Raw genomic sequence first — 17,488 nt, forward strand, 5'->3', positions numbered from 1 at the left:
AGCATGGCCAGCTACCACCAAGATTGACAGAAATCGCCTTGTGAAATGTTCACTCGGCGCCGGCAGAGTGCGAGATGGTGGCCTTGCATTCTTCCAGCGCCGCTTTGAATTCAGCCACTTGCGTATCAAATCGAGCAGTAGGGGCCACGACTGTGACAGCATGAGGCCCCATGAAAGTCGGGACGAGGATGCTGCAAGCACTGACGCCTACGGAGTACTCTTGATGTGCCGTGGCGAATCCGCTGATGCGAATTTCATCCAGTTGAGTCAACAGGTGTCTTAGGTCAAGAGTCGTCTCGGTCAGTTTATCGAGCGATGAGCCCAGCCATTCGCGAACCTGGTCGTTGGTCAACGTTGAAAGCAGTGCCTTGCCGTCCGACGTGGCGTGCATGGGCATCGATTGCCCCATCGGGATGACTACCCTCAAGTCCCTTTCCGCCACCACACGGTCGATGATGATGTTCTGACGACCGCTGATGCAAGAGAGCGTAACGCTCTCCCCAACCTTCTCACTCAGCGACTCCAGCGACTTTCGGGCGATGGAGATGATGTCCGTGTGCGTCTGGTGAATAAGCTGCGCCAATGCGGGCCCCAGCCGAAAGCCATTGCCAGGGCGAATCGCCTCAACCATCTGCTCGGTTTCCAAAGCCGCGACAATGCGTTGCACCGTCGAACGTGCCAATCCTACGTGCTGAGCAATAGCGGCCAGCGTCAAGCCTTTTGGATGACTTCCCAGCGTGCGCATTACCGCACTCGCCCGAGCGATCACCTGAATCCCGCCGGAGCGGCTGTCGTCATCGATTTTCTCTTTCGCGTCACTCATCTCTTGCCTCGATATCCAGTCGGGCTGTCGCTCCGACGATTGGGTGCAGTTTACAGAGTCCTCGCCAGGGTGACCTTCAGATTATTTATTGCGGAAAATACATGAATCGCATTATGATGCATAGCACCACAATGCGGTAAATGCGTTGTAGGAGTAAAAATCGATGCCCACGTTCTTGCCCTAAGGCCAGGGCGGGCGACTGCTTGTTATTGGAGACTGAAATGAAGATCAGACCTGTTCGTAGCCTCGGCTACGTGTTGCCCTTGTCCGTGCTTTTACTGGTGGCATGCAAGGAGCCCGAGCAGGCGCCTCTGGCCAAGCCACCTGAAGTGGGCGTTATCACGTTGAAGGCGAAAAGTGTACTGCTGAGTAATGACCTGCCGGGTCGCACGTCGGCGTTTCGGGCTGCTGAAGTGCGGCCGCAGGTGAGCGGCATCATCCAGAAGCGGTTATTCAATGAAGGTGCGGTAGTCAAACAGGGCCAGCAGCTTTACCAGATCGACCCATCGACCTACCAAGCGGCCTATGACAAGGCAAAAGCCAACCTGGATACGACCCGTAACCTGGCGGAACGCTATAAAAGACTGGTGGAATCCCGCGCTATCAGCCGGCAGCAATTTGATGACGCCGACGCCAATTACCGGCAAGCCCAGGCTGATCTGAAGATGGCCCAGATCAATCTCGAATACACCAAGGTTCTCGCCCCGATAGATGGACGGATCAGCAGATCTGCCGTTACGGAAGGTGCGTTGGTCAGCAGTAACCAGTCCGAGGCATTGGCATCGATCAATCAACTGGACCCTATCTATGTCGACGTTACCCAAGCATCCACGGAGATGTTGCGGCTGCGCCGCGAAGTCGCATCCGGGCAACTGAGCATGGCCGGCCCCGACCAAGTCAAGGTCCAACTGACGCTGGAGGACGGTACACCGTACTCGCAGCCCGGCGCCTTGAAGTTCACCGAAGTCACTGTGGATCCGGGCACCGGCGCAGTCACGATGCGTGCTGCATTTCCGAACCCAGAAAACGTGCTGCTGCCGGGGATGTTCGTTCGAGCCAGCCTGGCCGAAGGTGTTCGGGATAACGCCATTCTGGTGCCCCAGCAGGGCGTCACTCGTGATCTGAAGGGCCAGGCAACAGCCTTTGTCGTAGGCGAGGACAACAAGGCTGAGCTGCGTGATATCAAGGTCATGCGCACGATCGGCAATCAATGGCTGGTGGAGTCGGGGCTTAGTGCGGGCGATCGGGTTGTTACCGAAGGCGTTCAGCGGGTCAAGGCGGGCGCAGTCGTAAGTCCGGTACCGGCGACCAATATCGACGCTTCATCGGTGATGGCCGCATCGGCGCCCTAATGCCTGCACACGAAATGACGCTGCGGCGTTCCACGCATCTTAGGTAACAGTTAATGGCTAACTTCTTTATCAACAGGCCGATCTTTGCCTGGGTGATCGCGATCGTGATCATGCTGGCGGGTGGCCTGGCCATCCTCAAACTCCCGGTTAACCAATACCCCAACATCGCGGCACCCGCGGTGAACATTACGGTCACCTACCCGGGAGCCTCCGCGCAAACCGTACAGGACACCGTGGTACAGGTAATTGAGCAGCAACTCAACAACCTCGATGGCTTGCGCTATATGTCGTCTGAGAGCAACAGCGACGGCAGCACCAACATCACGGTGACGTTTGACCAGGGTACTGACCCTGACATCGCCCAGGTACAGGTGCAGAATAAGCTTCAGTTGGCGACGCCGTTGCTGCCAGAAGAAGTACAGAAGCAAGGTCTTCGAGTCGCGAAGTACCAGATCAACTTTATGTTGATCGTCAGTATGTACTCCGAAGATGGTTCGATGGATGCGTTCGATATCGGCAACTACATCGCCTCGAACGTGAAAGATCCGATCACTCGTACCAAAGGTGTGGGTGACTTCCTGCTGCTGGGTGCGCAGTACGCCATGCGGATCTGGGTTGATCCGGTGAAGCTTCAGAGCTATCAGCTGACGCCTCAGGATGTTATTACCGCAGTTCAGGCTGAGAACGTCCAGGTCTCGTCGGGCTCGCTGGGTGGGCTGCCTACTCGCAAACAAGTCCAGCTCAACGCTACGGTTCTGGGCAGTTCGCGGATGAAAACCGCTGAGGAGTTCAACGAGATCCTCATTAAGGTCAATCCTGATGGTTCGCAGGTCCGGGTCAAGGATGTCGCTACGGTTGCGCTCGGCGCCGAAGATTTCTCGATTACCGGCAAATACAACGGTAAGCCTGCGGCAGCTATCGCTTTACGCTTGGCTACTGGCGCGAACCTATTGGATACCGTGAAAAGCGTACGTGAGACTGTTGCCCAGCTTGAACCTTATTTCCCTAAGGGGCTGAAGGTGGTCTACCCGTACGATACATCTCCTACAGTCGGCGCTTCCATTCATGAGGTCGTCAAGACCCTCCTGGAAGGTATCGTGCTGGTGTTCCTGGTGATGTACCTTTTTATGCAGAACATCCGCGCCACGCTTATTCCTACCCTTGCGGTTCCGGTCGTGTTGTTAGGCACGTTCGGTATCCTTTCTGCGTTCGGTTTCACGATCAACACCTTGACGATGTTCGGCATGGTGCTGGCAATCGGGCTTCTGGTAGACGATGCCATTGTCGTAGTGGAGAACGTGGAGCGGGTGATGGTCGAGGATGGATCGTCGCCCAAGGAAGCGACGAGCAAGTCCATGACCCAGATTCAGGGAGCATTGGTCGGCATCGCGCTGGTGCTCTCCGCTGTGTTTGTGCCGATGGCTTTCTTTGGTGGTGCCACAGGGATCATCTATCGCCAGTTTTCCGTGACTATTGTCTCGGCGATGGCACTTTCGGTGCTCGTCGCCCTGGTATTCACCCCGGCACTGTGTGCAACCATCCTGAAGCCCATAGGGCACGACCATCACGACAAGAAGGGCTTCTTCGGCTGGTTCAACCGCATGTTTGACCGCGGTGCAGACAAATACAAAGGCGGTGTGGCGACCATCATCAAGCGCAAAGGCCTGTTTCTTTGTGTCTACTTGTGCATCGTGGCTGCTCTGGCATTCCTGTTTCCAAAGATTCCGACCGCATTCTTGCCTGATGAAGACCAAGGCACGATGATCGTGCAGGTCCAGATGCCGCCCAACACGACTGCGGAACGGATGCAGGTCGTTCTGGATGATGTTCAGCAATACGTTTCCACAGAAGAGACCGGTGTCGCCGAAACGGCCTATACCGTAAACGGTTTCAACTTCGCAGGTCGGGGCCAAAGCTCGGGGATGCTATTCGTTGGCCTCAAACCCTGGGAAGAGCGTAAGGGTGAAGACACATCAGTGTTTGCCCTTGCCAAGCGTATTCAGGCCCATGCAAACAGCATCAAGGACGGCACGGTGATCGCTATTGTGCCTCCGGCTATCTTGGAACTAGGGAACGCGACCGGTTTCGATATGTACCTGCAAGACAATGTCGGCATGGGCCACGAAAAGCTCATGCAAGCTCAGCAAAAGTTCCTGGAACTGGCGGCGCAAGAACCGACGCTGGTACGCGTGCGCCCCAACGGTCTGGGCGACGAGCCGCAGTATCAGATCGATATCGACAAGGAGAAAGCGCGCGCCTTGCAGGTGAGCATCAGCGACATCAATGCAACCATGTCAACTGCGTGGGGTTCTTCCTACATAAACGACTTTGTCGATCGCGGTAGGGTGAAGAAAGTCTACATCCAAGGCGATGTCGACGGTCGGGTTTCGCCTGAAGACTTCAACAAGTGGTATGTCCGTAATGCCCAGGGCGAGATGGTCAAGTTCTCGGCGTTTGCATCGGGCCACTGGACCTACGGTTCGCCTAAATTACAGCGCTACAACGGCGTGCCCGGTGTCGAGATCATGGGCGAGCCTGCACCTGGATTCAGCTCCGGTGATGCGATGGCAGCGGTAGAGCGCATCGCGCGTCAACTACCGGATGGCGTAGGTGTTCAATTCACTGGCATTTCCTATGAAGAGCGGTTGTCGGGCTCACAGGCGCCGGCGTTGTTTGCCCTGTCAATTCTGATTGTATTCCTGTGCTTGGCTGCACTGTACGAAAGCTGGTCGGTTCCTATTTCGGTGATCATGGTTGTTCCCCTCGGCATTCTGGGGGCGGTGATCGCGACATTGGGTCGAGGTCTCTCCAACGACGTCTTCTTCCAGGTTGGCTTGTTAACCACGATTGGCCTGTCTGCAAAGAACGCGATTTTGATCGTGGAGTTCGCCAAGGCGCTTCACGAGGAACAGGGCAAGCCGCTGCTGGAGGCCTCCGTCGAGGCAGCACGCTTGAGGTTGCGGCCGATCATCATGACGTCGCTGGCATTCATGCTGGGTGTGCTTCCGCTGGCTATCTCTAACGGCGCCGGGTCTGGCAGCCAACACTCCATCGGTACTGGGGTCATTGGCGGCATGGTCACCGCAACGTTCTTGGCGGTCTTCTTTGTCCCAATGTTCTACTTCGTGATCAGCACTTGGTTCAGTAAAAAGCACAAGGCTGCGTCCCAAACTCACGCCCACGCCCATGGAGCCGAATCATGAACAAGAGTCGTCTGACGGCTGCCGTGGTGGTGGCGATAGTGGGGTTGAGCGGTTGCTCGTTGATTCCAGAGTACAACCGCCCGGCAGCGCCCATTGAAACAACATGGTCGGCCCCAGGAGCTGCCCAGGCAAATGCTAGCCGTGTTACCTGGCAGCAATTCTTCAAAAACGATGAACTGAAGAGCCTCATCGGCCAGGCGCTGGAAAACAACCGAGACCTTCGCGTTGCAGCACTGAATATCGAGCGTGCGCAGGCCCAGTACAGGATCTCGCGCGCCGATCTGTTGCCATCGATTGATGCCTCTGGCGGAGGGATCAGCCAAAGGGTTCCAGCAGACTTGAGTACGACGGGCGCTAACCAGGTGACCCATCAATACAGCGCAGGTGTGGGATTCACTGCCTATGAGCTGGATTTCTTCGGCCGCATCCGCAGCTTGAATCAGCAGGCACTGGAAAGTTACTTCTCGACCGTGGAGGCTCAGCGCAGCGTCAAGGTAGCGTTGATCGCAGAGGTTTCAAGCGCCTATTTCCAGTTGCAGGCAGACCTGGAATTACTGGCGTTGTCGAAGCAAACCCTAACGAGTCAGCGTGACAGTTATGAGCTGGTCAAAAGTAGCTACGACGAGCAAGTGGCAACCGAGCTGGATCTGAGTCAGGCCGAAAGTACCGTTCATACCGCCGAGGCTGCGCAAGCGCAGTATGAACGGCAGGTTGAGCAGGACAAAAATGCATTGGTACTGTTGGTGGGCAAGCCGCTGGAACCTCACTACTTTGTAGCAGTCAACCTTGACGTCCAGCAAGTCGATGGCTCGATTCCCGTAGGGCTGCCCTCGGAGCTGCTGATTTACCGGCCTGACATCCTCTCGGCGGAACATGCTTTAAAGGCGGCCAATGCCAATATCGGTGCGGCACGGGCTGCGTTTTTCCCAAGTATCACGCTGACCGCTTCGGGAGGTTCGGCGAGTTCGGATCTTGGGCAGTTGTTTGCGGGCGGGCAGGGCGTATGGAGCTTTGCCCCCTCAATCAACATCCCGATTTTCAATGCGGGGCGTAACAAGGCGAATCTTGATGTGGCAAAAATTCAGTCTTCGATAGAGGTCGCAAACTATGAGAAGTCGATTCAAGTAGCCTTCCGGGAAGTCTCCGACGGCCTCGTCGCCCGGGAGTCGCTGGATAAGCAAGTCATTGCGCAGACCCAATTGGTCCAAGCCAATCAGCGCAATTACACGCTGGCGGACAGCCGTTACAAGGAAGGCGTTGATACGTATCTGAATTCTCTGGATGCTCAGCGCAACCTGTTCAGCTCTCAGCAGGGGTTGGTGACTACCAAACTGGCTCGCGTCAACAATGTGATCTCGCTCTATAAGGCGTTGGGAGGAGGGGAGGCCAACGGTAGCGAGAACCGCTGATACCCGCGTCCCTATCAGCGTTGGATGCCTGCTTGCAACGAGCAGGCATCCAGCACTCAGTCTGTATTACCTTGGATCTTCTCCCGCAGCCATGTGATGGCCGGGTCCTGTTGATTGCGTGGATGCCAGGCCATCTGCAGCGTGAAGCTTGGCGCTTTGAAGGGCAACTCAAAATAGTCCAGTTCACCGAACCGACCTGCCAACAACGTTGACGCTGTCGTGCACACGTAATCCGAAGCCGTGAGGATCGAGGGGACCAACAAAACGTGTGGCACTACTAACGCGACATCTCGTTGCGTCCCAATACTGGCCAAGTACTCGTCCATGTACCCCCGCAGCGTATCGTCGCCTGTCGATACAAGCACATGGCGCAATTGGCAGTACGTTTCCAGATCCAGTGATTTCTTGCCCCGCGGGTGCCCCTTACGTTGCGCCATCACAAACGTGTCATCCAAAAGCAAGCGCGCCTTCATGGACACCGGGATATGGCGATCGGCATCGATCAACACATCAATTTCGCCCATCTCCAATTGCTGCGCGATCGTTGAAGGGTCCGGGCGTTGAAATACAACCCGCACATTTCTATGGTTTGCCGCCAATTGCTCTATAAGAGGTTGCCCGACCGCGACCATTGCATTGTCACTGGCCGCGATGTGGAAGGTTCTCAGATCACGATCAGGATCGAAGCTCAACTGCATGCTGACGGCAGACTCCAACACCTTCAGCGCCGACTGCAACATAGGTTGCAAGGTAATGGCCAATGCCGTGGCGGTCATGCCACGGCCGTGTTCCGCAGGCATCAATAGTGGATCATCAAAAAGCCCGCGCAGTTTGGTGAGCTGCGCCGACATGGCGGGCTGGCTAATGTTCATGCGATGAGCCGAGTGCGTCACATTGCGCTCTTGGAGCAGCACATTCAGCGACACCAGTAAATTCACATCAATCTTGAGCAGATCCATAAGGCATATTCCCTGCTTATACGTCGAATAATCATAATCTATTTTAGTTATGAGTGACGACTCCTTACATTGGGTCTTGCAGCACTAAAGGTTGCTGGACCTGTTAATTGAGGAGCACTGGAATGAGCCAGAAAAAGGTATTGATCACCGCCGGGGCAGGAGGTATAGGCCGGGCCTTGGCGATCGCGTTCATCTGGGAAGGTGCGGCCGTAGCCGTATGCGATATCGATAAGCTAGCCCTTGATAAACTGGCAACGGAGTTTCCGCAGATCCATACCCTGGTCTGTGATATCGCGAAGCCAGACCAGATCGACGAGATGGTAAAGAAGGCTGCGCAGTTGCTCGGTGGGTTGGACGTTCTAGTCAACAATGCAGGTATCTCGGGCCCAACGGCTCCGGCCGACCAACTGTTGCTCAAGGACTGGGAACGCGTGATGCGTATTAATCTGGACGGGACATTCTGCGTGACCGCAGCAGCGCTGCCTTTTCTTAAGCAATCATGCGACGGCGCGATTATCAATATGTCGTCAGTGGCAGGCCGCTTCGGCTACGCCAACCGCATCGCCTATTCAACCTCGAAGTGGGGGATCATCGGATTCACCAAAACCCTTGCCATCGAATTGGGGAGTTACGGCATTCGGGTGAATGCGATTCTCCCGGGCGCAGTCGATGGTCCTCGGTTCCAGCAGGTATTACAGGGTCGCGCACAGCTCAGCGGGCGAACGGTAGAAGAGGAGACAAGCAAGGCGTTGGGTACGCAATCGCTCAAGTATCTGGTCGATCCTGCACATATCGCGGATTTGGCTGTCTTCCTGGCGTCGGATAGTGGGCGCTCGATCTCTGGACAGATGCTGCCCATCGATTGCGATATGCAGAACATTTGAGGAGTCTCACATGAGTGAGAAACTATTCGACCAGCTGATTGGTGCGTGGAAACTGGTGTCATACGTTGAAGAGCCTGTGGATGGTTCGCCCGCAATTCAACCGTTCGGCATGCACCCCCAGGGAATCATCATGTATACGCCCGACGGTTACATGTCGGCGCAGCTCATGAACCCGCAACGAATCGCGTTCGCCTCTGGGGATTGGTTCGATGGCACTGCCCAGGAGTATGAAAGCGAGGCGACGACCTACATTGCCTATTCCGGGAAGTTTGAGGTGGATGAAGCGAAACGCACGTTGACGCATAGTATGTACGTTTCATTATTCCCGAATTGGCTAGGGCAGACGCAGCCTCGGGTAATCGATCTCGACAGGGATGTGTTGAGACTGAGTCCTGCTGCACCGATCCGCTCCAGGGGGCGATTGGTCAGTCCATATCTGGAATGGCATCGAGCTGCTGCGAGATAGCCCGCTGCTGGCCAGACTAGCATTACCGCGTTTCTGGCCAGTTTCTGGTGCTTATTACGTCCGCGCAAGCGACGAAGTCTTAAGACTAACCTCTAGGCAACAGATCTAACTCCTGCGCGCGTTGCACTCCCATTGTCAAGGCCTTGCCGAAGGAGGCGCCCGGCAAGTCGGTATAGCTTTCTTCGGCAAGCATTCATCCCCTTCATAGACACTAAAGGAAATTTCCGTCGCGCGGCTGCGCGCGATCCTGGCCTTGATATAAATATCGGTAACGTCGTCCAGGGTCTCGCATGAACCACAGGGTAGATCCTGTGATCTCCCACGCGGTGAAGCATAAGCCTCGTTGACGCATGACAACCTTCTCCTCTTCAGCGGCTGCTTGACCGGGTGGACAGCATGGCATGGACCTAAGATAGGAGCAGATGGTTGGCATGGGGAAATACGGGTGGTAATAAAGTCTGTGACGGTATGTCTGAATCAAATACACAATCGAGGCGGCCCGTACTGCATCGTTAGATGCCGACTGCCCCAGTTTCGTCATGGACTGACTTGATCTATACTTGCGAAGTCGATTAGGCTATTTCCCTTCCCTTTTACAAGTTTATTGCGCCCTATCCGTGGCGTGCGGCCTTTGTGGTTGAAAACGCCCTAGAGTATTTGAAGATGCATGATTCGCTGACGGAACAACAAATGCGTGAAGCATTATTCGGCCCCTCTGCTGCAGCTGCGCCTGCGGCGACTCTCGACTCGACAGAGCTCCAGTTCGTACCGACCAAGCGCGCGGCGTCTAAACCAATCGTGAAGAAGGCGAGGCCTACATCATTGTTCCCGAAGCTGCGGGTCACGATGCATGTGACCAAGACCTTCGAGGGCGAAGTTGAAACCCTGGTTCATGAGGCACGGACATTGAGTTCGCTGCTGGCGGAGCAAGAGGCGCGGGATCTGGCCAAGAAAAAGAAATTCAAGTACATCGACATTGTCTCAATCGAGCAGGTTTAGCCAAGACTACAATACAGAGCTGATCTCAGCCTAGTGGTTGTTCACGAGATTTCCGCTACTGGTTGTCACAATTGCGGGTCCTGCGTGAAATAGTTGGGAACCTTTCAGCTATTATTTTTCCTAAACTACTTCAGACAATCATTCTCACTCTTGCAAAGGGATTTCCCATGTCAAAACTTGCAGAATTCAAAGCGCTGGAGGCCCAACTGGCTGCTCAGATTCAGCAGTTGGATTCCTTGAAAAATGATGCCGAGCTGAAACGGGAGATCGAGTTCGAGAGTAAGCTCAAGGCGCTCCTGGAAAAGTACGGTGTCAGCCTGAAGCATATCATCGCGATTCTTGACCCCGTCAAAGCCGGGGGATACTCGGCCGCGAAGTTCGCCGCTACTCCGCAGCGCAAGCCGCGCGAGCTCAAGCGCTACAAGCACCCAGATAGCGGCGAAGTGGTGGAAACCAAAGGTGGCAACCACAAGATCCTCAAGCAGTGGAAGCAGGAGCACGGGGCGGACACGGTGGAGGGCTGGGTGCAGTAGCCGACGCTGGATCGTCGGCATCGTTACTCGATCGTGAAAAAGACAAAAGCCCCATGGGGAAATGCATGTTGGAGTAGAACGCCGCCTTGGCCACCCTGATGTCGTGGCTGGCCGCTTCCACGCGCCACCGTTGCGCAACCACGTCGGGGCGGCGGCCCAGCAGCTCGGCGGGCAAGCTGCTGGGTATCGCGAACTGTTGCGCCGGTGGCATGCTCGGCCGCTGGATGCTGGCGCCGCGGTCCGGGCCTTTACCCATCAAGGCAGCCAAGCGATTACGCGTCAGGTCGATGGCTTCCTTTAGGGCGGCGATATTGGCGCGGCTGGCCGGCAGGCTGGCCATGGCCTGCTTGATATCGATCTGCGAGTCGAGCTCGGCGGCGAAGCGCTTGTGGGTCAAGTCGAGGATGGCTTGCTGCTGAGCCAGGATCTGTTGCGCCAGGTCCAGTTGTTCGTAGTTCTGCTGCAGCTCGATATACGCCTGCACCATGGCCGACGCCAGCATCAACCGGGTGGCGTACTGATCCACTTGGCTTGCATGGGCGCGACCAATCGCGGCGTCCAGGGCCGCGCGGTTCTTGCCCCAGAAATCCAGCTCGTAGCCCAGGCCTAGAGACGTCTGGTTGAGGGTCTGCCAGGTGCCGGACACAGCCCCGGCGGTGCCGTTTTCGCTGAAGCGTTCGCGGTTCGACGAAAAGCTGGCGTCGACCCGGGGCAGCAGCGGCGCCTGGTTCAGGCCCACGATGGCCTGGTTCAGGCCCACGATGGCCTGGCCTGGCGCACGCGGGTGGCGGCAAGGTTGAGGGTGGGGTTTTTGTCCAGTGCTTCGTGCATCAAGGCATCGAGTTGCTGGTCGCCGAAGGCGTTCCACCACTGTTCGGTTGGCCAGTGGGCGGCGGACACGTTGATGCCCTGCAAGGCATCCTGCGCCTGCGGCGTCGAACGGCTCCAGAGGTGCGACGTGGGTTGGAGGTCGTGGTAGGAGCAGCCGGCCAGCAGCGCGCTCACCATGATCAGCGCCGAGAGGCGCTGCGACGTCAAGGGGTTGACCAAAAGCAGGTCTCCTGCGGGTAAAACGAAGGATTCAGCGTTGCCACGCCAGGACGTTCGGACGGGTGTCCAGACGCCGACTCATGTCGGGTGGCTGAGTACGAGGGGGCAAACGAAAGTTGCGGGGAGGGTACGTGCCGGGAGGCGGTATGTTAATGCCGTATTCACAGGATGCACTGTTGCGTAACAGGTAACGATGGCCGCCCTATTACTGCTCTGATGAGGCGTCGTTCCCTGCCAGCGCTGCCAAGGCAGCGCGGATAAGCACGTAGACCGCCAACGCCAGGCAGGCGCCCAACCACCCCTTGCCGGCCACCAGCAGCCAGGCACTGGCCAGGGTCGTGGCGGTGATGGCCGTCGCATACAGCGGCAAGCCTTGGTGGATCAGCCTCATGGCAACGAACAAGGCTGCCATCGCTAAAACCAGAATCAATATCATCGGCAGGCCTGTCAAAATGTCGCGATGATACGGCCCAGCAGCGCCATGGCGTCTTCGCTGCGTTTATCCCAGCGGTATCCGCAGTTCAGCCGAATGCAGTGGCGATGTTGCTGGGTGGCCGAGAAAATGGGCCCGGGAGTGATGCTAATGCCCTGGGCCAGGGCCAGTTCGAACAGCTTCAACGAGTCCACTCGCTGGGGGAATTCAAACCACAGGAAGTAGCCACCCAATGGGCGGTTGACCTGGGTTTCCTTAGGGAAATAGCGCGCGGCCGCTGCCAGCATGGCGTTCTGCTGGGTTTCCAGCGTGTCGCGCAACTTATGCAAGTGTCGGTCGTAGCCTCCGTGCTGCAAGTAGTCGGCGAGCGCCGCCTGGGCCGGCAGCGAAGGGGAGATGGTCGTCATCAGCTTCAAGCGATCGATCTGCCGGGCGAAGCGCCCGCCTGCCACCCAGCCGACGCGATACCCTGGCGCAAGGCTTTTCGAGAACGAGCTGCAATGCATGACCAGGCCGCTGCGATCCAGGCTCTTGACGGGGTGGGGAGGCTTGGTGCCGTAGTACAGTTCCGCATACACATCGTCCTCGATGAGCGGCACCTGATACTGTTCCAGCAGGGTGTAGAGGGCAGCTTTGGCATCATTGTTCATGCTGGCGCCCAACGGGTTCTGCAAGCTGCTCATGAACCAGCACGCCTTGATCGGCAAGCGCTGCAGGGCATCGTCCAGGGCGGCCAGGTTGACGCCATCACGAGGGTGCATGGGGATTTCCACCGCCTTGAGTTTCAGACGTTCAAGTACCTGCAGGCAGGCATAGAACGCCGGGGCTTCGATGGCCACCAGGTCGCCGGGCTGAGTGACGCACTGCAGGCACAGGTTCAGCGCTTCCATGGCGCCGTTGGTGATCACCAGTTCATCCATGGGCAGGCGTACGCCACTGTTCATGTAGCGCAGGGCAATCTGGCGACGCAATTCGGGGTGGCCGGTGGTCATGTCGCTCAGGCGGCCACCATCCATGCCGCGCACGGCTTTGGCCATGGACCGCGCCAGGCGCGGCAGCGGGTAGAGGTCGGGGCTGGGGAATGCTGAGCCGAATGGCACGGTGTCTGGGTCCCTGAGCGAAGACAGCACTGAATAGATCAGATCGCTGACGCCCACATCAGTGCCAGCGCTAACCCGTTGCATGGGCTGCGGCTCATCGACCTGGCGGCTGGCAGACTCGCGAACGTAATACCCCGAGCGGGGCCGGGCCTGGATCAGGCCGCGGTCCTCGAGCAAGTAATAGCCCTGGAACACCGTGGAGGGGCTGACCGCATACGCCAGGCTGGCGACGCGTACCGAGGGTACTTTGGCGCCTGGAGGCAACAGGCCGCTGCGAATTTTCTCGGCAATCGCAGCGGCAAATTTTTCGTAACGTTTCATGGAGGAGACTTCAGTTGGCTTGATCAGAAGCATGGGCGATTCGTACCCCGCTAAACAGATTCACAACAGGTTTATAAATACGGATCAGATAGTCTTTATCTGCGTCAATCCGCCACGCTAGAAGCCAATCTGATCCGTTTTTTTAACGTGTATGTGAATCTGTAACCCGGATCAGCATCGGAGGATAGTGGCCCCATCGAATCTGCCCCGTGCGAGAGGGCAGGCCCTGATGAGGTCCTGACGATGTACCGATACGATGATTATGACCGTGCCCTGGTGCACGAGCGGGTGGCCCAGTTTCGCGATCAGGTGGAACGTTTCCAGGCGGGCGAACTGAGCGAGGAGGAGTTTCTGCCGCTGCGTCTGCAAAACGGTCTGTATATGCAGAAGCACGCCTACATGCTGCGCGTGGCCATCCCTTATGGCACCTTGTCGGCGGAACAGCTGCGCACGCTGGCGCACATCGCCCGGGAATACGACCGCGGCTACGGTCACTTCACTACCCGCCAGAACCTGCAGTACAACTGGATCGAGCTGCACCAGGTGCCGGATATTCTCCAGCACCTGGCCGCGGTGGACATGCATGCCATCCAGACCTCGGGCAACTGCGTGCGCAACATCACCACCGAAGCGTTCGCAGGCGTTGCCGCCGACGAGTTGATGGACCCGCGCCCTCTCGCGGAGATTCTGCGCCAATGGTCGACCATCAACCCTGAGTTTCTGTTCTTGCCGCGCAAGTTCAAGATTGCCATCTGCTCGGCCGAGCAGGATCGCGCGGCAATCATGATGCATGATATCGGGCTGTATCTGTACGCCAATGCCGAGGGCGAGAAACGCCTGCGAGTCATGGTCGGCGGGGGGCTGGGGCGTACACCGATCCTGTCGCAGCAGATCCGCGAGGACCTACCCTGGCAGCACCTGCTGTCGTACGTGGAGGCCATCCTGCGGGTATACAACCGCCATGGTCGGCGTGACAACAAGTACAAGGCGCGCATCAAGATCCTGGTCAAGGCGTTGGGCATCGAGGCGTTCTCGGCCGAGGTGGAGCAAGAGTGGCAACACCTCAAGGACGGTCCTGCGCAGCTGACGGTCGACGAGTACCAGCGTGTTGCCGATGCGTTTGTTGCGCCCACTTACCAGGTGCTGCCGGACGATCATTTGAACTTCGGCAGCCAGTTGATGGCGTTTCCCGATTTCGCCCGCTGGGTATCGCGCAACACCCAAGCCCACAAGGTGCCGGGCTACGTCAGCGTGACATTGTCCACCAAACCCGGTCCTGAAACGCCGCCGGGCGACCTGACGGCCGCGCAGATGGAAGCGGTGGCCGATTGGTCGGAGGTGTTTGGTTTCGGCGAAATCCGCATTGCCCACGAACAGAACCTGATTTTGCCTGACGTGCGCAAGACGGACCTGCTGGCGTTGTGGACCTTGGCCAGTGACCAAGGCCTGGGCGTGGCCAACACGGGCCTGCTGACCGACATCATCGCCTGCCCGGGTGGTGATTTCTGCGCCTTGGCCAACGCCCGCTCGCTGCCCATTACCGCGGCGATCCAGGCGCGTTTCAACGACCTGGACTTCCTGCACGACCTGGGCGATTTCAGCCTCAACATCTCCGGCTGCATGAACGCCTGCGGCCACCACCATATCGGCAACATCGGCATTCTGGGCGTCGATAAGAACGGCCAGGAGTGGTACCAGATCACCCTGGGCGGCGCCCAAGGCAAGGCCGCGTCGTTGGGCAAGGTCATTGGCCCCTCGTTCAGCGCCGAGCAAATTCCGGAGGTGATCGAGCGTGTGGTGCACACCTTCGTTGATTACCGCGAAGTGGACGAACTGTTCATCGACACCTTTGCCCGCATCGGGATCGAGCCGTTCAAGGAACGGGTATATCCGCCTCGCGAGGAGCAACCGGCATGAACAACCTGCTGATACTCGATGGACAGGGCGCGCGTCTGGCAGCCGACGACCCTTGGACCCTGGTGCGTGACCAGGAAGGCGAATTGCCCCAGGGGCCATTGATCCTCCCGCTGTCCCGCTGGAGCGCACGGCAGGATACCAGGCATGGCGTGTGGCTTGGCCCGGATGACGACTTGGAAAGCCTGGAATTGTGGCTTGAAGCGCTGCCGTTGATTGCCCTGGATTTCCCCAGTTTTCGGGATGGCCGCGCCTACAGCCAGGCCTACTTGTTGCGCACACGGCTAGGTTGGGGGGGCGAGTTGCGCGCCATCGGCGATGTGCTGCGTGACCAGCTCAGCCACATGCGCCAGTGCGGCTTCGACAGCTTCGCCGTGCGCGAGGATAAATCCGCCGAAGATGCACTCAAGGGGCTGGCTGGCATGAGCGTTCTGTACAGTCGCTCGGCCATCGAACCCAGACCGCTGTTTCGGCGTCGGTAATCGCAAAACCGCAACTACGACCAAAACCGAAACCGAAACCGAAACCGTAGCCGCTGCCGAAGGCTGCGCGGGCCCTCAGCCGCGCTGAACCTCTCCAGTGTAATCGCCGCGCAGCCTGACGGCAGCGGCTACATCATTTACTTAACTTGAGGTGGCTCATGTTCAACCTGCCGGCGATTGATCTCGCCCGAATGCAGTTTGCATTCACCGTGTCATTCCACATCATCTTTCCGGCCATCACCATTGGCCTGGCGAGTTTCCTTGCCGTGCTCGAAGGCCTGTGGCTCAAGACCCACGATGATACTTACCGCGATCTCTACCATTTCTGGTCGAAGATCTTCGCCGTCAACTTCGGCATGGGCGTGGTCTCGGGCCTGGTCATGGCCTACGAGTTCGGCACCAACTGGAGTGGCTTTTCGCAGTTCGCCGGCTCCGTTACCGGACCCTTGTTGACCTACGAAGTGCTGACCGCCTTCTTCCTGGAGGCGGGCTTCTTGGGGGTCATGCTGTTTGGTTGGAACCGGGTAGGGCGCGGCCTGCACTTTTTCTCGTCGTGCATGGTGGCGTTGGGGACGATCATTTCGACGTTCTGGATTCTGGCTTCCAACAGCTGGATGCAGACGCCCCAGGGCTATGAGATTGTCAACGGCCAAGTGGTGCCCACCGATTGGCTGGCAGTGATCTTCAACCCTTCCTTCCCGTTCCGGTTGATGCACATGGCCACCGCCGCCTTTGTCGCCACGGCGTTCTTCGTCGGCGCCTCCGGGGCCTGGCACCTGCTGCGCGGCCGTGACAACCCGGCAGTGCGGCGCATGCTGTCGATGGCCATGTGGATGGCGTTGATCGTGGCGCCGTTGCAGGCGGTGATCGGCGACATGCACGGGCTTAACACCCTCAAGCATCAGCCAGCGAAAATCGCCGCAATCGAAGGGCATTGGGAAAATACCGATGATAAACCGACGCCGTTGATTCTGTTTGGCATCCCTGACATGCAGGCCGAGAAGACCAGGTTTGCAGTGGAAGTCCCGTACCTGGGTAGCTTGATCCTGACCCACAGCCTGGACAAGCAGATGCCGGCGCTGAAATCCTTCGCGCCTGAAGACCGACCCAACTCCACCATCATCTTCTGGTCGTTCCGCATCATGGCCGGCCTGGGCATGTTGATGATCGTAGTTGGCCTGTGGAGCCTGTGGCTGCGCAAGCGCGGCACGCTATACCAGTGCCGGCCGTTCCTGTACCTGGCGCTGTTCATGGGGCCGTCGGGGTTGATCGCCTTGCTGGCCGGCTGGTTCACCACTGAAGTAGGGCGTCAGCCCTGGGTGGTGTACGGCGTGATGCGCACCAAGGATGCCGTGGCTAACCATAGCGTCGAGCAACTGACTGTGACGCTGGTGCTGTTCGTGCTGGTGTATTTCAGCCTGTTTGGCACCGGCATCGGCTACATGATGCGCCTGGTGCGCAAGGGGCCGCAGCCTCACGTTGACCATGGCGCCCATGGTGGCCCTGGGCAATCCCGCACCCCGGCGCGGCCGCTGTCCGCTGCCGACGAGGAGAATTGAG

16 protein-coding genes are annotated in these 17,488 nt (G+C 57.8%); 10 read left to right on the forward strand and 6 right to left on the reverse strand.

What is annotated here, in order from left to right; translation table 11 throughout:
* Window positions 1-49: 49 nt before the first annotated feature.
* Window positions 50-823 (reverse strand): IclR family transcriptional regulator, encoded by a 774-nt coding sequence (locus RAM80_RS31280; RefSeq protein WP_416427764.1) that lies wholly within the window; start codon window positions 821-823, stop codon window positions 50-52.
* Between the two features lie 221 nt (window positions 824-1,044).
* Between RAM80_RS31280 and RAM80_RS31285 the strand changes: the two genes are divergently transcribed.
* The 3 genes from RAM80_RS31285 to RAM80_RS31295 are packed head-to-tail and all read left to right on the forward strand — an operon-like array spanning window position 1,045 to window position 6,787.
* Complete coding sequence (locus RAM80_RS31285; protein ID WP_416427765.1) at window positions 1,045-2,175, forward strand: efflux RND transporter periplasmic adaptor subunit; 1,131 nt, start codon at window positions 1,045-1,047, stop codon at window positions 2,173-2,175.
* Between the two features lie 53 nt (window positions 2,176-2,228).
* Entirely contained in the window at window positions 2,229-5,378 is a 3,150-nt protein-coding gene (locus RAM80_RS31290) for an efflux RND transporter permease subunit (RefSeq protein WP_416427766.1), read from the forward strand.
* A complete protein-coding gene (locus RAM80_RS31295) occupies window positions 5,375-6,787 on the forward strand; it encodes an efflux transporter outer membrane subunit (RefSeq protein ID WP_416427767.1) in 1,413 nt (470 codons plus the stop codon). The genes RAM80_RS31290 and RAM80_RS31295 overlap by 4 nt, the downstream gene beginning before the upstream one ends.
* A gap of 56 nt (window positions 6,788-6,843) precedes the next feature.
* On the opposite strand, the gene RAM80_RS31300 is transcribed toward RAM80_RS31295, so the two are convergent.
* Window positions 6,844-7,746 carry a LysR family transcriptional regulator gene (locus RAM80_RS31300; protein WP_416427768.1) on the reverse strand — a complete coding sequence of 301 codons (903 nt, stop codon included), beginning with the start codon at window positions 7,744-7,746 and terminating at the stop codon, window positions 6,844-6,846.
* Between the two features lie 122 nt (window positions 7,747-7,868).
* Between RAM80_RS31300 and RAM80_RS31305 the strand changes: the two genes are divergently transcribed.
* The 4 genes from RAM80_RS31305 (at window position 7,869) to RAM80_RS31320 (ending at window position 10,628) form a co-directional block, all read left to right on the forward strand.
* Window positions 7,869-8,630 carry an SDR family oxidoreductase gene (locus RAM80_RS31305; RefSeq protein WP_416427770.1) on the forward strand — a complete coding sequence of 254 codons (762 nt, stop codon included), beginning with the start codon at window positions 7,869-7,871 and terminating at the stop codon, window positions 8,628-8,630.
* Window positions 8,631-8,640: 10 nt separating this feature from the next.
* Window positions 8,641-9,096 (forward strand): lipocalin-like domain-containing protein, encoded by a 456-nt coding sequence (locus RAM80_RS31310; RefSeq protein ID WP_416427771.1) that lies wholly within the window; start codon window positions 8,641-8,643, stop codon window positions 9,094-9,096.
* 663 nt (window positions 9,097-9,759) lie between these two features.
* A complete protein-coding gene (locus RAM80_RS31315) occupies window positions 9,760-10,095 on the forward strand; it encodes a hypothetical protein (protein ID WP_416427772.1) in 336 nt (111 codons plus the stop codon).
* Window positions 10,096-10,262: 167 nt separating this feature from the next.
* Window positions 10,263-10,628 carry a histone-like nucleoid-structuring protein, MvaT/MvaU family gene (locus RAM80_RS31320; protein ID WP_416427773.1) on the forward strand — a complete coding sequence of 122 codons (366 nt, stop codon included), beginning with the start codon at window positions 10,263-10,265 and terminating at the stop codon, window positions 10,626-10,628.
* Here the strand turns inward: RAM80_RS31320 and RAM80_RS31325 are convergent.
* The 4 genes from RAM80_RS31325 to mapR form a co-directional block, all read right to left on the reverse strand.
* Entirely contained in the window at window positions 10,573-11,388 is an 816-nt protein-coding gene (locus RAM80_RS31325; protein WP_416427774.1) for a TolC family protein, read from the reverse strand. The two genes, RAM80_RS31320 and RAM80_RS31325, sit on opposite strands and share 56 nt — an antisense overlap.
* Window positions 11,379-11,678 (reverse strand): hypothetical protein, encoded by a 300-nt coding sequence (locus RAM80_RS31330; protein WP_416427776.1) that lies wholly within the window; start codon window positions 11,676-11,678, stop codon window positions 11,379-11,381. Before RAM80_RS31330 ends, RAM80_RS31325 begins: the two co-directional genes overlap by 10 nt.
* A gap of 205 nt (window positions 11,679-11,883) precedes the next feature.
* Window positions 11,884-12,114, reverse strand: coding sequence for a hypothetical protein (locus RAM80_RS31335; RefSeq protein ID WP_416427777.1), 231 nt, complete (start codon window positions 12,112-12,114; stop codon window positions 11,884-11,886).
* A gap of 11 nt (window positions 12,115-12,125) precedes the next feature.
* Entirely contained in the window at window positions 12,126-13,532 is a 1,407-nt protein-coding gene (mapR, locus tag RAM80_RS31340) for a GntR family transcriptional regulator MpaR (RefSeq protein WP_416427778.1), read from the reverse strand.
* Between the two features lie 243 nt (window positions 13,533-13,775).
* Between mapR and RAM80_RS31345 the strand changes: the two genes are divergently transcribed.
* The 3 genes from RAM80_RS31345 to RAM80_RS31355 all read left to right on the forward strand — a co-directional run bounded on the left by RAM80_RS31345 (window position 13,776) and on the right by RAM80_RS31355 (window position 17,487).
* Window positions 13,776-15,449, forward strand: coding sequence for a nitrite/sulfite reductase (locus tag RAM80_RS31345; protein WP_416427780.1), 1,674 nt, complete (start codon window positions 13,776-13,778; stop codon window positions 15,447-15,449).
* Window positions 15,446-15,928: a DUF934 domain-containing protein gene (locus tag RAM80_RS31350; RefSeq protein ID WP_416427781.1), complete on the forward strand. Its 483-nt coding sequence runs from the start codon at window positions 15,446-15,448 to the stop codon at window positions 15,926-15,928. Before RAM80_RS31345 ends, RAM80_RS31350 begins: the two co-directional genes overlap by 4 nt.
* A 158-nt stretch (window positions 15,929-16,086) precedes the next feature.
* Complete coding sequence (locus tag RAM80_RS31355; protein ID WP_416427782.1) at window positions 16,087-17,487, forward strand: cytochrome ubiquinol oxidase subunit I; 1,401 nt, start codon at window positions 16,087-16,089, stop codon at window positions 17,485-17,487.
* Window position 17,488: the final 1 nt, after the last annotated feature.

The organism is Pseudomonas sp. App30, assembly GCF_047947025.1.
Classification (GTDB): Bacteria; Pseudomonadota; Gammaproteobacteria; order Pseudomonadales; family Pseudomonadaceae; genus Aquipseudomonas.

Coding starts and splice junctions, on each gene's coding strand:
- RAM80_RS31280 (WP_416427764.1), bottom strand. CDS start 823: ATGAGTGACGCGAAAGAGAAAATCGATGACGACAGCCGCTCCGGCGGG.
- RAM80_RS31285 (WP_416427765.1), top strand. CDS start 1,045: ATGAAGATCAGACCTGTTCGTAGCCTCGGCTACGTGTTGCCCTTGTCC.
- RAM80_RS31290 (WP_416427766.1), top strand. CDS start 2,229: ATGGCTAACTTCTTTATCAACAGGCCGATCTTTGCCTGGGTGATCGCG.
- RAM80_RS31295 (WP_416427767.1), top strand. CDS start 5,375: ATGAACAAGAGTCGTCTGACGGCTGCCGTGGTGGTGGCGATAGTGGGG.
- RAM80_RS31300 (WP_416427768.1), bottom strand. CDS start 7,746: ATGGATCTGCTCAAGATTGATGTGAATTTACTGGTGTCGCTGAATGTG.
- RAM80_RS31305 (WP_416427770.1), top strand. CDS start 7,869: ATGAGCCAGAAAAAGGTATTGATCACCGCCGGGGCAGGAGGTATAGGC.
- RAM80_RS31310 (WP_416427771.1), top strand. CDS start 8,641: ATGAGTGAGAAACTATTCGACCAGCTGATTGGTGCGTGGAAACTGGTG.
- RAM80_RS31315 (WP_416427772.1), top strand. CDS start 9,760: ATGCATGATTCGCTGACGGAACAACAAATGCGTGAAGCATTATTCGGC.
- RAM80_RS31320 (WP_416427773.1), top strand. CDS start 10,263: ATGTCAAAACTTGCAGAATTCAAAGCGCTGGAGGCCCAACTGGCTGCT.
- RAM80_RS31335 (WP_416427777.1), bottom strand. CDS start 12,114: ATGATATTGATTCTGGTTTTAGCGATGGCAGCCTTGTTCGTTGCCATG.
- mapR (WP_416427778.1), bottom strand. CDS start 13,532: ATGAAACGTTACGAAAAATTTGCCGCTGCGATTGCCGAGAAAATTCGC.
- RAM80_RS31345 (WP_416427780.1), top strand. CDS start 13,776: ATGTACCGATACGATGATTATGACCGTGCCCTGGTGCACGAGCGGGTG.
- RAM80_RS31350 (WP_416427781.1), top strand. CDS start 15,446: ATGAACAACCTGCTGATACTCGATGGACAGGGCGCGCGTCTGGCAGCC.
- RAM80_RS31355 (WP_416427782.1), top strand. CDS start 16,087: ATGTTCAACCTGCCGGCGATTGATCTCGCCCGAATGCAGTTTGCATTC.